Origin of the sequence: Rossellomorea vietnamensis (genome assembly GCF_025398035.1) — a bacterium.
Taxonomy (GTDB): Bacteria; Bacillota; Bacilli; order Bacillales; family Bacillaceae_B; genus Rossellomorea; species Rossellomorea vietnamensis_B.
The window spans coordinates 4,434,150-4,447,540 of sequence record NZ_CP104558.1 but is presented as its reverse complement, the minus strand read 5'-3'; the positions used below and the strand labels follow the sequence as shown (position 1 = coordinate 4,447,540).

14 protein-coding genes are annotated in these 13,391 nt (G+C 43.1%); 2 read left to right on the top strand and 12 right to left on the bottom strand.

Features of this window, described 5'->3' with window-relative positions:
• The first annotated feature begins 133 nt into the window (after nucleotides 1–133).
• The gene (locus tag N5C46_RS22790; RefSeq protein ID WP_261750350.1) at nucleotides 134–1,009 is read left to right on the top strand and encodes a hypothetical protein; all 876 of its coding nucleotides are present in this window, start codon (nucleotides 134–136) and stop codon (nucleotides 1,007–1,009) included.
• On the opposite strand, the gene N5C46_RS22785 is transcribed toward N5C46_RS22790, so the two are convergent.
• From N5C46_RS22785 to N5C46_RS22745, 9 genes are all read right to left on the bottom strand, one after another.
• Nucleotides 1,006–2,409, bottom strand: a complete 1,404-nt coding sequence (locus tag N5C46_RS22785) for a rhomboid family intramembrane serine protease (RefSeq protein WP_261750349.1) — start codon at nucleotides 2,407–2,409, stop codon at nucleotides 1,006–1,008. The genes N5C46_RS22790 and N5C46_RS22785 overlap by 4 nt on opposite strands.
• Nucleotides 2,410–2,675: 266 nt before the next feature.
• Entirely contained in the window at nucleotides 2,676–2,855 is a 180-nt protein-coding gene (locus N5C46_RS22780) for a hypothetical protein (protein ID WP_261750348.1), read from the bottom strand.
• Between the two features lie 83 nt (nucleotides 2,856–2,938).
• Nucleotides 2,939–3,721 carry a DUF92 domain-containing protein gene (locus N5C46_RS22775; protein ID WP_261750347.1) on the bottom strand — a complete coding sequence of 261 codons (783 nt, stop codon included), beginning with the start codon at nucleotides 3,719–3,721 and terminating at the stop codon, nucleotides 2,939–2,941.
• Nucleotides 3,711–4,277, bottom strand: a complete 567-nt coding sequence (locus N5C46_RS22770) for a 5-formyltetrahydrofolate cyclo-ligase (protein WP_261750346.1) — start codon at nucleotides 4,275–4,277, stop codon at nucleotides 3,711–3,713. The genes N5C46_RS22775 and N5C46_RS22770 overlap by 11 nt, the downstream gene beginning before the upstream one ends.
• Nucleotides 4,278–4,421: 144 nt before the next feature.
• Entirely contained in the window at nucleotides 4,422–4,571 is a 150-nt protein-coding gene (gene rpmG / locus N5C46_RS22765) for a 50S ribosomal protein L33 (RefSeq protein WP_064091498.1), read from the bottom strand.
• A 57-nt stretch (nucleotides 4,572–4,628) separates the two neighbouring features.
• Nucleotides 4,629–5,210: a hypothetical protein gene (locus tag N5C46_RS22760; RefSeq protein ID WP_261750345.1), complete on the bottom strand. Its 582-nt coding sequence runs from the start codon at nucleotides 5,208–5,210 to the stop codon at nucleotides 4,629–4,631.
• A gap of 6 nt (nucleotides 5,211–5,216) precedes the next feature.
• A complete protein-coding gene (locus N5C46_RS22755) occupies nucleotides 5,217–6,224 on the bottom strand; it encodes a nucleotidyltransferase family protein (protein WP_261750344.1) in 1,008 nt (335 codons plus the stop codon).
• On the bottom strand, nucleotides 6,221–8,542 hold the full coding sequence (locus N5C46_RS22750) for a glycosyltransferase (protein ID WP_261750343.1): 2,322 nt from the start codon (nucleotides 8,540–8,542) through the stop codon (nucleotides 6,221–6,223). The genes N5C46_RS22755 and N5C46_RS22750 overlap by 4 nt, the downstream gene beginning before the upstream one ends.
• On the bottom strand, nucleotides 8,539–9,240 hold the full coding sequence (locus tag N5C46_RS22745) for a DUF4912 domain-containing protein (RefSeq protein WP_261750342.1): 702 nt from the start codon (nucleotides 9,238–9,240) through the stop codon (nucleotides 8,539–8,541). Before N5C46_RS22745 ends, N5C46_RS22750 begins: the two co-directional genes overlap by 4 nt.
• Before the next feature lie 351 nt (nucleotides 9,241–9,591).
• Here N5C46_RS22745 and N5C46_RS22740 point away from each other — a divergent pair, with 351 nt between their 5' ends.
• On the top strand, nucleotides 9,592–9,924 hold the full coding sequence (locus N5C46_RS22740) for a hypothetical protein (protein ID WP_261750341.1): 333 nt from the start codon (nucleotides 9,592–9,594) through the stop codon (nucleotides 9,922–9,924).
• Nucleotides 9,925–9,967: 43 nt separating this feature from the next.
• On the opposite strand, the gene N5C46_RS22735 is transcribed toward N5C46_RS22740, so the two are convergent.
• From N5C46_RS22735 to pstB, 3 genes are all read right to left on the bottom strand, one after another.
• The gene (locus N5C46_RS22735; RefSeq protein WP_261750340.1) at nucleotides 9,968–11,728 is read right to left on the bottom strand and encodes a methyl-accepting chemotaxis protein; all 1,761 of its coding nucleotides are present in this window, start codon (nucleotides 11,726–11,728) and stop codon (nucleotides 9,968–9,970) included.
• Nucleotides 11,729–11,897: 169 nt separating this feature from the next.
• Nucleotides 11,898–12,557: a phosphate signaling complex protein PhoU gene (phoU, locus tag N5C46_RS22730; RefSeq protein ID WP_079531735.1), complete on the bottom strand. Its 660-nt coding sequence runs from the start codon at nucleotides 12,555–12,557 to the stop codon at nucleotides 11,898–11,900.
• Between the two features lie 55 nt (nucleotides 12,558–12,612).
• Nucleotides 12,613–13,386 carry a phosphate ABC transporter ATP-binding protein PstB gene (gene pstB / locus N5C46_RS22725; protein ID WP_261750339.1) on the bottom strand — a complete coding sequence of 258 codons (774 nt, stop codon included), beginning with the start codon at nucleotides 13,384–13,386 and terminating at the stop codon, nucleotides 12,613–12,615.
• Between the last annotated feature and the right edge of the window lie 5 nt (nucleotides 13,387–13,391).

Genomic DNA, 13,391 nt, shown 5'->3' with positions numbered 1-13,391 from the left:
ACTCCCAATACCTTTACATGATTTTCCATCCTTACCATCCTAGACAAAGAAGCCTGAAATCATACATCCTATCATATTCAATTCCATCGATTCATACTATGTAGAAAATGGACAAACCACTGGAGTGAACAAAATGAAGGATAGGCTGAAAGAGGCTATGCCATTTCTGGTAATCATGTGTATAGTGGCCCTCTGCATTCAATTTATTTACAAGCCGCAAACCAGGGAGAGCATCATTTTCTTTCCCATCAATGAGAACGTATCTTATGAAACGGCCACGACGATTCTCATGCTCCAGCCGGAAAAGAAAAATGATCATTATGAAGTGAATTGGAAGCTCACTTCAAAGCTTGATACTCCCGCTTATTTACGTCAGGATGTCGGTTTTTTATTTATGAACGGCCGATTGAAGGGTCTGATGAATGAATGGGAACAAGATACCGATCAGATTGTAGAGGAATCGACCATAAAGGGGAAAGATAGCAGCATTCTCCAGGCGGTATCTTTTCACTATTCTGAAATACATGAATCGGACACAGAGTTCACCAGTGCCCAGAAAATGTCCGAAGATGCCCTGTACGTGATAGATTCCAATTTCAGCCCTTTGAATGCCTTCAGGCAACCTGGGAACAGCGTAGAAACAGAATGGAAGAATATCCTGGACAAGGTGACGTCCCAGCAACTCGAATATTTATGGGAAAAGGCCATCACCTCCATGGGTATCCCAGCCGATGAATACACCCCCATCCCCCTGACCAGTCTTCCGATGTATGATGGCCGTCCCTTGGAGGGATTCAGCCGACAGGAATGGGATCGCCTGATTGGTAATCTATGGGAAGGGCTCTATAAAAACTATTATTTAGGAATAAAAAAAGAGGACGGCTCTGTCGTGGAATCCATCGACAGTGCCATTCCTCTCCTATTAGTAAAAAAAGATAAAAAGGAAGTCCTTGTGCTCCTTGTTGATCAAAACGGGGACGCGTCCTTACTCAGACAGCTGATATCTTAATTGCCCCCTTGCAACTCTTTATAAAGATTCTCATAATTTTTATCCTGCCTATTTAATTCATAGGCTTTTTTTGCGTGTAGGAGAGCTTCTTCCCTTTCCCCGGAATCGATCAGGATCAACGCAAGATTGTAGTGGGCTTCATGGAATCGGTCATCTTCTTTTAGTGCAGCTTTCAAATGCTTCTTCGCCGGTGCTAATTTATTCTGCTTGATTTCAGCATATGAAAGGTAGAAGTAGGTTTGTGCATTCGGGGACCCTTCTTCCACCACAGGGGTAAGAATGTCCTCGGCTTCTTCCCACTCCTGGCTCGATATTTTTTCCTGGGCGACCCCATTTGCCGTATCGACGTCCCAGGAGCTTGAATCTTCTCCGATTCCATTCCATACCAATATACCTGTCAGTAGAATGCTTCCGAAGAGAAACAGGAGTTGACGCACGGGCCGGATGGCGTTTGGCAGACTGACGATCCCGGCCGCAAGGAACCCTCCGATAAGCCCCCCGATATGGCCCGCATTATCGATGCCAGGAAGGCTGAATCCCAGGACCAGGTTTAATAAGATGACCGCAATGATATTGGTGCCCATGGTGCGGAAGAAAACGTTTGGATGTAATACCCCAAAGTACAGGAGAGCACCGAAACAGCCGAAGATCGCCCCACTGGCCCCTGCTGAAAGATTGGATGTAAACAGGAAGCTTGCCAGCGTCCCTGCGATTCCCGACAGTATATAAATGAGAACGAACCGGAGCCGGCCGAACATTTTCTCCACTGCCATTCCGAGATAATAAAGGGCCAGTGTGTTCATCAAGAGATGCAGCAGTCCTATATGCAGGAAAATCGGTGTGACGAGGCGCCACCACTCCCCCTCAATCATCAGGGGATTATACTTTGCACCGAATTGAATGAGTGTCTCCGGGTCCTTACTCCCTCCATTCATTTCAAGAATGAGGAACATGATCACTTGAACGGCAATAAAGAGATAAGTGAAAAACGGTTTCCCTCTCTCAAATAGCTGTCTCTCTTTCTGAATTTGCTTGGAGGAAGACGTGATTGTCATATTTTTGATCCAATCGACATTGGACTCCAACACTTCATTGGGGAGTTCCCATTCTACATCATCGAAAAGCGGATGGGCTTCAAGCTTTTCAACACTTTCATCACCATCCAGGAGAATAGGCTGGATGGTTGTTTTATGACGATTCACCGGGTCGAGGAATAGACCCGGATCCCCATCGACAGGTGGAAAAGTAGATATGTATAGATTCTTTATGTGAAGCTGTCTTTTCCTCAGGGTTTTCCTGATTTTTTCTCCATTCATGGAGGTCAATTCCAGATCCCTCTTTACCCAGTTACCCCAATCCAGGTCCTTTCGAATGATCCGGACGATGTTTCCTTCTTTCATGCCTGAATTCTCCAACCATATTTCATCCTGGTCGGGGGAAATATTCAAGATCCGATAGTGTTTATATTCCACTAAATAATGGGCTACTTTCCAAAATAAATAATGATAACGTAAATCCACATCATCCACTACTTTCTTTTTACTCTTTTACTCTACCGACATTAAATTAACGCGTCTCCCCCTACTATACCGAACCTGTTTTTGATGTGTAAACAAAAAAGGCTGCAGGAATGGGGTATGGCCCTCCTGCAGTCCTTTTTGTTGGGTCAAGAGCGGAATGCGCCCTGAATGAATTTTGAGCGTATCCCGGGTATTCCCATGGCCGCTCTTACGGCAAATTTCCGTAATAGTAAATTCCCTAATAACAAGTTCAACAAACGATATCGATTCGGAACCAGAAAGAGAACCAAACCTCCGAGCACTAACCATTTTGTCCATCCGTTCATCATGATCCCTCCTGCTTATAGTTTGGATCATAACCGATTAGCTTATCCCATAAATTTATCTAAACCTGGGATTTTATTGCCTGCTACCAATAGAGGAGAAGCATGATCACTCCGGACACTACGCTTGAAAGGGCATTGACAAGTTCATTGTTCATCCAGTAGCCCTTCGTTCTTTCGGTTTGCTGTCCGCAGTGGACAGTCGATTCCGTCTGTATCCCGCACACCCGGCACCTATAATCCAACTGTACATATGCCCCCAAGCATGTATCCAGGAGATTTCCAAGAAAACCGGAAAGTGTGATGGATAGAAAGAGCGTGGCATTCATACCATCCAACATGACCAGGGCTGTCAGTGCGATAAAGGCTGCACCCGTGACCGCCGCTATTGTACCGATGGGGGAAACGGCTCCCGATGTGCCTTTTGGAACTCTCTCGAATGACCTCATGGAAAAAGGGTTTTTCCGACTCAGGGGACCTATTTCAGAAGCCCATGTATCAGAATTTGCCCCAGCAATCGATGCAACAAAAGCAAATGTCCATACGTTTTCCCCAGTCAAGCTGAACAACAGGGCGAAAAGTGCTGCAGGTCCGCCGTTTGCCAATACTTGCTGCCAATCCCGTGTGGACGTCTTAGCAAGCCGGTCCTCAATTCCGATCTTGTCCTTCTTAAATAGATGAGACCATAGGCTTGAAGAAAGGAAGAATGCCCCCAATACAAACAAGCCCCGGAAACCATAGGCTATACCAATGACTAGTCCGACCAACACCGCCATCCAAGCCCCTGATCTACTTAAATTCCTTGTTCTCCATCCTCCAATCGCGATGGCAAGGATGAAGAGAAGAAGAAGGAATAACTCACTCTTCACAATCGATCCGTCTCAATTCCGTCAGTATGGTTGATACCTGCATATCGAAGGATTCAATCGGCAATGATTCGACCATCTGCTCTTCGAAGGCAAGGGACATCGCAGTTCCTGAAAAGTCTGAAAGCAGCCGGTCATAATACCCCCCGCCAAATCCAAGACGATAACCCCCGTTAGTATAAGATAACCCCGGAACGATCATCAATTCAATCGATTCGTTATGTACAGCGACGGACTTCGCAGGGTCCGGTTCAAATAAATTGAAATATGATTGTTCCAACTGATGAAAATCATTCAGTTTATAAAAAATCAACCGGCGGTCCTCTGGGAGGCACTTTGGCACAACCACGGTCTTCCCTTCTTCCCAGCCCCTCTTAATGATATTCCAAGTATCAAGTTCCGGAGGCCTTGAAATGGTGATCGAGACCGTCCTGCTTTGCTTCCATTCAAGAGACTCAAAAAGGCGTTGTTCTATTTCGAAACATTTTTGTTGAAATGCAATATGGCCAATGGATTTTAATACTTGCAGCTGAGATTTCCGCTTTTCTTTTTTAGACATATGATCCCTCCATGCTTACGATCCTGAAATTATTTTAATGGATTTCCAGCCTAAATGCGACAGCCAATCCACCACTTTTCGGAAAAGGCATTACTCTAGAACCCCATAAAGCATAAAAAAAAGCAGCGGATAAAATCCGGCTGCTTATTTCGTTTCGCGGTGAAGAGTCACACGCTTTAATTTCGGGCAATATTTTTTTAGCTCTAAACGGTCTGGGTTGTTACGCTTGTTCTTAGTAGTAATATAGTTACGCTCACCAGTTTCTGTGCAAGCCAAAGTAATGTTTACACGCATTATAATTTCCCTCCAAACATATACATCTTCTACTATTCATACGACTTTTATATAATATCACTTTTCACCGGGAAATGCTAGTCCGTTTTTAATTCTATCACTTAAATTTGCAACCTCTTCTTCCATCTCACCTTCAATGGCATATACTTTCCCCTGTTTCACTTCGAAGGGCTTGAAAGAGAAATCCAGCATATACACCATCATATTCAGGCCATTTGTTATGGGATAGTAGTATAAGCTGCCTTTGCTTAAGGATTTCTTCCAAAGTTTGAGCCCCTTCAGATTAAGGGGATAGATGGTTTTCTTTACAGATTCGGCACAGGAAACAATATTGGTGATGGCAACCCGTCTTCCGCTGTAATTCCAGAATGTATCCTTTGAAAGGGACAGCACCCCCACTCCATCTTCTTTGCAGGCGAGCCACTCGATCAGAAAGAAAACCTTCAGACGGCGGGTTTCTTTCGACATATTCTCCATTTCGAATACATAGGAGTCCCCCCACCCCTCAGCCTCTTCTTTCACCCTTACGTTAATATCCGTAAGGGAGGAGCATTTATCAGAGTGGATGGGCGTATACTCATTTCTCTTGTTCCAGGCTATTCCTTGAATATGAAACGTTCGATTCTGGTTCTCCCTCATTAGCCTCTACACCTTTTGCCAGATTTTTATTTTCTTTCCGTAATATCTTGCAAACTCCCTTGCCAGATTCCTTCTGTCCGCATTGGAATAGATGATGAATCCTCTCTTTGGATCACTTATGATCTTCGTCCGGCCCCCATCCCTGTGGTCGAATACAATCTCTTTCTGACTGGAGGAAGATGGAACCGTCTCAAGCAGTTTTGCAAGGACCATCGGTTTCTTCCCATTTGGACAGGCTACCTGCAGTCGGGTGATGAATGGCTCCATCAAACCCTTTGAATGATGGAATCCTTTCTTAAAAGAGGGAGGGGAGAAATGTCCCCTCATAAGATCGTCCCTTGCACACTTATATTCTTCCGGGTTCCCGATATCTCTCCAATAAGCACTCGTCTTAAACACGTATACCTCTTCATTATTCAAAAGGAGACGGGGAATGAAATCCTGCCCGAAATCTTTGGCCCCAATGTGGGCATAGCGGTCCAAAAGCCGTGGATCAAGCATATAAACACCTGTATTGACTTCATTGCCTACCCACTCTTCGGGCTTTTCGATAAAATCGACTAATTTGCGGGTTTCGTCCGTATGACAGATACCATATTCCTTTGGATTCTCCACTTCCTTTGATACGACGGTCATGACTGCTCTTTTCTCATAATGAAATTCAATGACCTTGTCGATGGGAATATTGGTAAACGCATCTCCGCTGAGAACAAGGAACGGTTCTCGCAGCCTGTGTCGTGCGAGGAATATGCCGCCCGCTGTCCCGAGTGGGGATCTTTCTTCAAGATATGTGATATTCACATTAAATCTTTTCCCGTTTCCAAAGTAATCTTTGATGGTCTCACTTTTATAACAAGTCGTAATCAATATATCTTTTATTCCATAAGAACTCAGGAGGTCAATGCTATATTCAAGTATTGGCTTATTCAGAATCGGGACCATGGGCTTCGCAACGGACATCGTATATGGCCTTAATCGCCTGCCTTCTCCACCTGCCAATATAACCGCCTTCATCTTTTTATACCCTCCACTTTTGATTGAAGGAGCACATCATCATATACATGAATGGTCTGGTCTGCGATCCGGTCCCAGCTGAACATGGACTGAGCCATTTTAAAGCCCAGTTCACCCAGTTGTTCGGATCTCCCCGGATTTTCAATTAATGAAATCAATTGAGTATAGAGACTATGTTCCTGATTTGGTTCAAATAATAATCCGGTTTGTTCATGTTTCACAATGGACTTAAGCCCACCGGTATTGGAAGCGACCACGCCTTTCCTGAAGGCCATCGCCTCCAGGGCAACGATCCCGAACGGTTCGTATAAACTTGGGAAGATGACGGCCAGACAATTTTTCAAATAATCATTCCGTTCCCTATCCGAGACATATCCGACGAATGATACGCAATCCGAGAGTTCCTCTTCGATCACAGCCTTTCGATATTGCTCGAGCATCGGCCCCTTCCCAGCTATGACGAAGGAGATGTCATACCCATCACTCTTTAACCGTGAAGCTACACGGATGATGGTCTCAAACCCTTTCTCATGGACCATCCTTCCGATTGAAAAAAAGTACGGGGTCGATGGTTTGGAAAGGGTGTACGGGGAAGACTGATCCAGTTTCTCCAGTTCCACACCATTCGGTATGACGGCGATTGGTGCTTCTATCGTGAATAAGCTCTTGATTTCGTCTTTCATATGCTCACTGCAGACGATGAGATGATCTGATGCTCCGATGAGAAGCTGCTCTTCCCCGTGGATCTTGTGTTGCAAATCCGTATAAATCCCTTGATTCCTGCCATGTTCAGTAGCATGGATCGTCGTAATAAGAGGAAGGTCGTAATAGTCTTTCAGCTTCATCGCTGATGTCGAAACGATCCAATCATGTGCATGGATATGGGTAATTCTTTCATCTCGTATCAAGTCATGGGCGAACTGAATGAAGGACTGGTTCAAATCGAATACCCATTTAAAGAAATCCTCTTCATATGGATGCAAAGGATGCACCCGATGAATCGTGACACCTTCCATTTTCTCAAGGGGAAGTGCATCATTGGCCATGGTGGTAAGAACATGCACGTGCTTTCCCTTTTTCACAAGATTATTGGCTAAGTCATACACATGTCTCGATAATCCACCCACGATATTCGGTGGATACTCCCAGGAAAGGATCAGCACGGAATCATGCTTCTCTTCCACGTCTCCCTTTATTCCAATGGAGAGTTTCTCAAGGATTTCGTCAGATGGAAAAGGCATCATTCTTTTTCGATGAAGAAGGAGATGTCCATCCTTATGCCCGTCCATGACTTGCTTTAGCAACCGGTCGAAATGGACCGTTGATATTCCATTCTCACCTTTAAAGCCTTCCATGCTTGATATCCATTCCCTTATAATCTGAAAGGTCCACTCTGTTTCTGCTGACAGCGACACCATATTTTCCAGCTGCTCTTCCATGCGATGGACCACCCGAATATTCCGAATGGCTGAATCGGTCATGATCGGGACTTGTTTCTCCATTCCAAGATACCCGAAGCCGACCCTTGAAAGAGCGGTAGGCTCTTCCATCATGCCTTCCATTGTATGACGGGCATCTCCTCCATCCAGTTTCATTAATGCATCATAGTCTGATAGCGTCTTTACAAAGACGATTGAAAGTGGATGACCGCTTTCGTCCTGGGAGTCGATGCCCTCCGAAACAGGAATGAGCTTCAATCCTCTCGGCGTCCTGATGACACCTCTGTGCTGTTCCTTTTCACTATGTTCATAGGAAAAGGAAGAAATGAATGTATACTCGATGCCTTGCCCAGTGAGATAAAGGTCAATCCCCGGTACATACGCGGCTTGAGGTAACCAGAACGACTTAGGGATCATTTGGAAATACTGCTTGAATAATAATGTACTCATCCGGATCTGCGATTCGATGGCTCTTGGAGTCCGGTAATGCGTTAATGGGAAAGAACTTACCGCCGTAGGGATGACGGTTGCCTTCCCTTCTACTGTGAGATGCTTGTAGGCTTGTACGAGATTCATATCATAAGTGGACCACTGTGAATAGATGAGCTGCCACTTAGGTTTATCAAGAGAGCCAGCTTGCAGGAGGTTGCTTTGTATGATGGCGTTCGCCTTCTCTTTAAACTCATCGCTCATAAAAAGGGAGAAAAGGAGAGGATTCAATACTACAGGAATGGAACCACCCTCATTCCGGTCAAGGAAATCGATCAATTCACCATTCTCTATAAGTAAGGCAGTAATCATATCTTCCCGTTCAAACACTTGAGAAAATGAACATTCATTACATGTTGGATACACGATGATTTCTGAAAGAGCCTTCATGCCTTTTCCTCCCCATTCATGACATAATACGAATATGTGCTGACATGCTCAACCCATTTTGGTTCCCTGATTAACCCCTGCTCGTATTCCATCAACTCTTTCATACTGTGCGCCTCCTGATGATGAGAGGTTCTCGGTGTATGAATGACATTGGAACGAGTGAAGGCAACAAAGTCCCCTGATGGCAGGCGCAAACCGATCTCCATGCAGTAGCTTCGATTTTCCTTCAATCCGTTCACAAACCAATCGGTTTCTGTAAAAGGTACATATGAATCCGAATAGTGATGCTGATTATGACCATTAAAAGAAATAGAAGTAATATCATATAATCGAAGAACAAATGGCTGTGGTTCTGTGTTCATCTTAAAATGAGCCTTCACATGCCGAATCCATTCATGGGAAATATTCCAATAACAATAGATCCTTGAAGAAGTTGAAAACGTAATCGATAACTCGGTCGCTTTCGGGTTTTTTGATCTGAGCCTAGGCATCTTCCTGCCAAAAGCAGCTCTTCCTACACGTTTCTTCGGTGCTTCGGGTTTTATCATTTCAACATCTGCCGGTTCAGGGCCATTCCCCAATGCTTTCTGGTACTTCACCCATTGATACTGAACCTTACCCACGGTTGTATTCAGTTCTTTGGCAATTTTCCTGAATGACACACCTTGTTCCTTTAACTTGATTATTTCTGTGATCAAAACCATTCCTCCTAAAACGAAACATTTATTATATGAATTGGATCTAAATATTATGACAATTAATCTTAAATTTATCGTAACACCGTATTGAAAAACCTACAATAAACGCATTTTGTCGTATCTTGTTACACATGATGGCAATAGGATTAATCGTGCATTTTTTTTATGAATTAGTATGCTGAAATGATAATAAAGCGATTACATTTCCATAACGACATTTTTCTTTATAGATCTCTCCACGACATTCGACAAAATATTGGTATATCCCACACATTTATCCACATATCATATAGAGTTGAATCATGATCTGTGCTATAAATAAAGATGAAGAATACATCTTGGGGTGATAAAGTGACTTACCTATTCATTGGATTAGTAAGCTTCTCTATCCTATTACTTGTCATTTCGTTTTTCCAACGGGATCGGTATCGCGATATTGAAAAAGACATGGAAGAGTTATCGATGAATGTTCTGCAGGAGCATTATAAATTGAAGAAGAGAATAAGCGTTTTGGAAGAAGAGCTCATGTTGGATGGGGACATGACTTTTCATAAAAGTCCGATTAACGAAATCATTAAGAATCAAGTGATTTCCCTTTATAAACAGGGGGTAAAAGTGGAGCAGATCACAAAACAATCCACACTGTCCAAACAAGAAGTCCTGTCTATCATTCAGGACTCATAGCAGGGTTACAAGAACGGCTTACTCCATGAGTAAGCCGTTTCTTTTACATTTTGAATGTTTTCACCATGTCAGAGAGTTGGTTTGCCTTTTGGGTCAGGTCATCTGATTGGCCATATAGGGTTTCAATTAAGCCATTTTGTTCCTGGATGGAGGAATTGATGGTGATGGTTCCGTCATTGAATTCTTTGCCTACAGCTGAAACGCTTTGGAATGCTCCCTGAATATGATACATATATTCTTTTAACATCTGCAGGCTGCCTGATATTTCCGTGATATTGTGATCCATACCAGTGGCATGTTTTTTCATTTCATTGAAATGTTCACCTGTTGTACGGATATATTCCTTACCGGTACTGAGCTCTTTATACCCGTCTTTTAATGAACTGGACACTTCCCTGGATATATGTTGAACATGTAAAACACTCTCATTCATTTCAATCAACGATGCGTCTACATCCTGTGCCAACTTCCTGACTTCGTTTGCAACAACCGAAAATCCTTTACCTGCGTCTCCGGCCCTGGCGGCCTCAATCGATGCGTTAAGGGAGAGCAGGTTCGTTTGATCGGCAATTTTCTTGATGCTCTTTGTGAGGTTGCTGATATCGATTGCGCTTTCCTCTAGTAGATCCAGAAGATCATGCGTTTTCTTGATTTTCCCATACACCATTTCGATCTGCTGTGTCGTAGAATTCATGGATGCGAATCCTTTTACCGTGACTCCCTGCATATGCGATGAGAGTTCTGACAGGGAATGACCATTCGTTTCTACTTGAATGACTCCATCATTGAATGTCTGGTACTTATTGTTGAGTTGTTCGGCAGCCGCGACTTGATCTTCAGAGCTCCCGGATAACCGGGCCATGGAATCGCCTACTTGATGACTGGAGGCATTGATTGAATCTGCAAGGGATTTGATATGCCGGCTATTGCTTTGTACGGTGTGGGAACTGTCTTTAATCCCTATGACAAGCTCTCGCAAACGCTCCACCATATGTCTGATGGAAGAATTCAATTGACCTATTTCATCCTTTCTCCTGGTCGGAGGAACGGATAGGGTTAAGTCTCCCTCTGCCACAGCTCTTGTCACCGAAAGGATTTTATCGATACTTTTGTTAATCTTGTTTGATACGAGATTTACAATGAAGAAGCTGATGACTATTGAACTTATCACAAAGCCGATCAACAAGAAAAAGAGTGTGTTCATACTTTGTTCGGTTGATTTTAAGACTGTATCCTGTTTTTGGAGGGCCTGTTCCCTTACTTGCATTAGTAATGTATTGTTTTGATCCCTCAGAACACTTATTTTCATTCTGGCTTCTGTATAAATGGCTTCGTCTAAACGAACGACTGCAGGTGCAATTTCTTTAATAAATAGTTCATCGATGGCTTTGTTATTTTCAGAGAACCTTTGAAGGAGTTCCCGGTCTTCTTTACCCAGTCCATTCATGATCTCATCGGTCATGCCATTCAGTTCCGCTCTCAGTTTCCTATACTGTTTCACATCCTCCTCATTCAAAAAGGTAATGTAATCGGCAATCCGGATATCTTTTGCATTGATGAGCCTGCTCAATTCCGTGATTTGAACGGAATGCCCCCCTGTTTCTTTCATGAAACGCATGTCCTTCATCAGATGATTCAAACTAAAAATGGCCAAGACAACACATGAAATGAACAGCACGGCATTAAGTAGAAACGTATAAACAAGTTTATTCTTGATAGAATGTTGATAAGACATCTTGGATAGGATACGCCTTTTCCTGCTATGGGGTACATATTTCATAAAGGGAAACGATATTTTCAACATTGGATCCTCCTGTATGTAAAACTTTGTGTCTATTAAGAATATGTACCAAAATACCCATTTTTTCTATACTTTCACTATTATCTTAATATAATCTTTACAAATCACGTCCATCATCCAACAATGCAAAAAAAAGCGTCCCTTCCGCAGAAGGAACGCTTTTCATTTAGCTTTAGTTATTCAGATCAAACCGTTCACCGGTCACTAAGAAAATGACATTTTCACAAATATTCGTCACGTGATCCGCTACGCGTTCAATGTACCTGCACGTAAACGCCAGCTGGGTGATCTGACTGATTTCATTCGGATAGTTCGGAATGTAGGTCATGAGTTCTTTTACTAATTTACCATATAACTCGTCGACTTCATCATCACGATCCGCCACTTTTTTCGCAAGGGAAGCATCCTCGCTGTAAAAAGCGGTTAGCGCTTCTTCGAGCATTTCTTCAGCAATCGAGAGCATTCTCGGAATTTCTTCAATCGGCTTGATCAACTTCTGGTTTCCAATATGAAGGGTTGATTTCGCGATATTCGTAGCCATATCCCCGATCCGTTCAATTTCAGAACAGATCCTTAATGCAGAGATGATTTTCCGTAAGTCCGTTGCTACAGGCGACTCCTTCGCAATGAGAATGATGGCAAGATTATTGATTTCATTATCATATTGATTGATGATATGATCTTTTTTGATGATTTCCTCTGCTTTTTCAATGTCCTGAGTCTTCAAGGCTACCACGGATTCTTTTAAAGATACTTTAGCAAGATCCGCCATATCAAAAAGTTTGTCTTTTAACTCTTTTAAATTATTATCAAAATTTCTTCTTATCGCCATACTTATTCCCCTTTGCTAAGTAATGATGAAGAACCATTTTTCAAATCTGTGCGTATTATCCAAATCGACCCGACACATAATCTTCCGTTCGTTTGTCAGTAGGATTAGAAAATATTTTATCCGTTTCGTCCAATTCAATCAAGTCCCCTAATAAGAAGAATGCTGTTTTGTCGGAAACCCTTGCTGCCTGCTGCATGTTATGAGTCACAATGACAATCGTATATTGCTTCTTAAGCTCACCGATGAGCTCTTCAATTTTGACGGTGGAAATCGGATCGAGCGCCGATGTCGGTTCGTCCATCAGAAGGATTTCAGGTTTCGTCGCGAGCGCCCTGGCGATGCACAGACGCTGCTGCTGTCCGCCTGACAGACCCATTGCCGGGGCATCCAACCGATCCTTTACTTCATCCCATAACGCAACACTCTTTAACGTGGACTCGACAATTTCATCGAGTTCTTTCTTCTTTTTGACCCCATGCACTTTCGGTCCAAACGTAATGTTGTTATAAATGCTTTGAGGGAAAGGATTACCCTTTTGGAATACCATTCCGACTTTTTTTCTCAGTTCGACTAAATCCACTTTGTCTGACAGGATATTCGTCCCGTCATAATTAATTTCACCGGACATTTTAATTCCCGGAACCGTGCGATTCATTAAGTTTAATGTCTTGACGAATGTCGATTTCCCACATCCTGATGGTCCGATGATGGCTGTTACTTCCTTATCATATATAGGAAACGTAATATTTTTTAACGCATAGTTATTGCCGTACCATAAATTCAAGTCATTGACGTCAAACGCCGTTTTTTTCGTTGTTGCTACTGTCACACGAA

Excerpts from the sequence above, each read along its gene's own strand:
- N5C46_RS22790 (WP_261750350.1), top strand. The coding sequence starts at position 134 with ATGAAGGATAGGCTGAAAGAGGCTATGCCATTTCTGGTAATCATGTGT.
- N5C46_RS22785 (WP_261750349.1), bottom strand. The coding sequence starts at position 2,409 with ATGAAAGAAGGAAACATCGTCCGGATCATTCGAAAGGACCTGGATTGG.
- N5C46_RS22780 (WP_261750348.1), bottom strand. The coding sequence starts at position 2,855 with ATGAACGGATGGACAAAATGGTTAGTGCTCGGAGGTTTGGTTCTCTTT.
- N5C46_RS22770 (WP_261750346.1), bottom strand. The coding sequence starts at position 4,277 with ATGTCTAAAAAAGAAAAGCGGAAATCTCAGCTGCAAGTATTAAAATCC.
- rpmG (WP_064091498.1), bottom strand. The coding sequence starts at position 4,571 with ATGCGTGTAAACATTACTTTGGCTTGCACAGAAACTGGTGAGCGTAAC.
- N5C46_RS22760 (WP_261750345.1), bottom strand. The coding sequence starts at position 5,210 with ATGAGGGAGAACCAGAATCGAACGTTTCATATTCAAGGAATAGCCTGG.
- N5C46_RS22755 (WP_261750344.1), bottom strand. The coding sequence starts at position 6,224 with ATGAAGGCGGTTATATTGGCAGGTGGAGAAGGCAGGCGATTAAGGCCA.
- N5C46_RS22750 (WP_261750343.1), bottom strand. The coding sequence starts at position 8,542 with ATGAAGGCTCTTTCAGAAATCATCGTGTATCCAACATGTAATGAATGT.
- N5C46_RS22735 (WP_261750340.1), bottom strand. The coding sequence starts at position 11,728 with ATGTTGAAAATATCGTTTCCCTTTATGAAATATGTACCCCATAGCAGG.
- phoU (WP_079531735.1), bottom strand. The coding sequence starts at position 12,557 with ATGGCGATAAGAAGAAATTTTGATAATAATTTAAAAGAGTTAAAAGAC.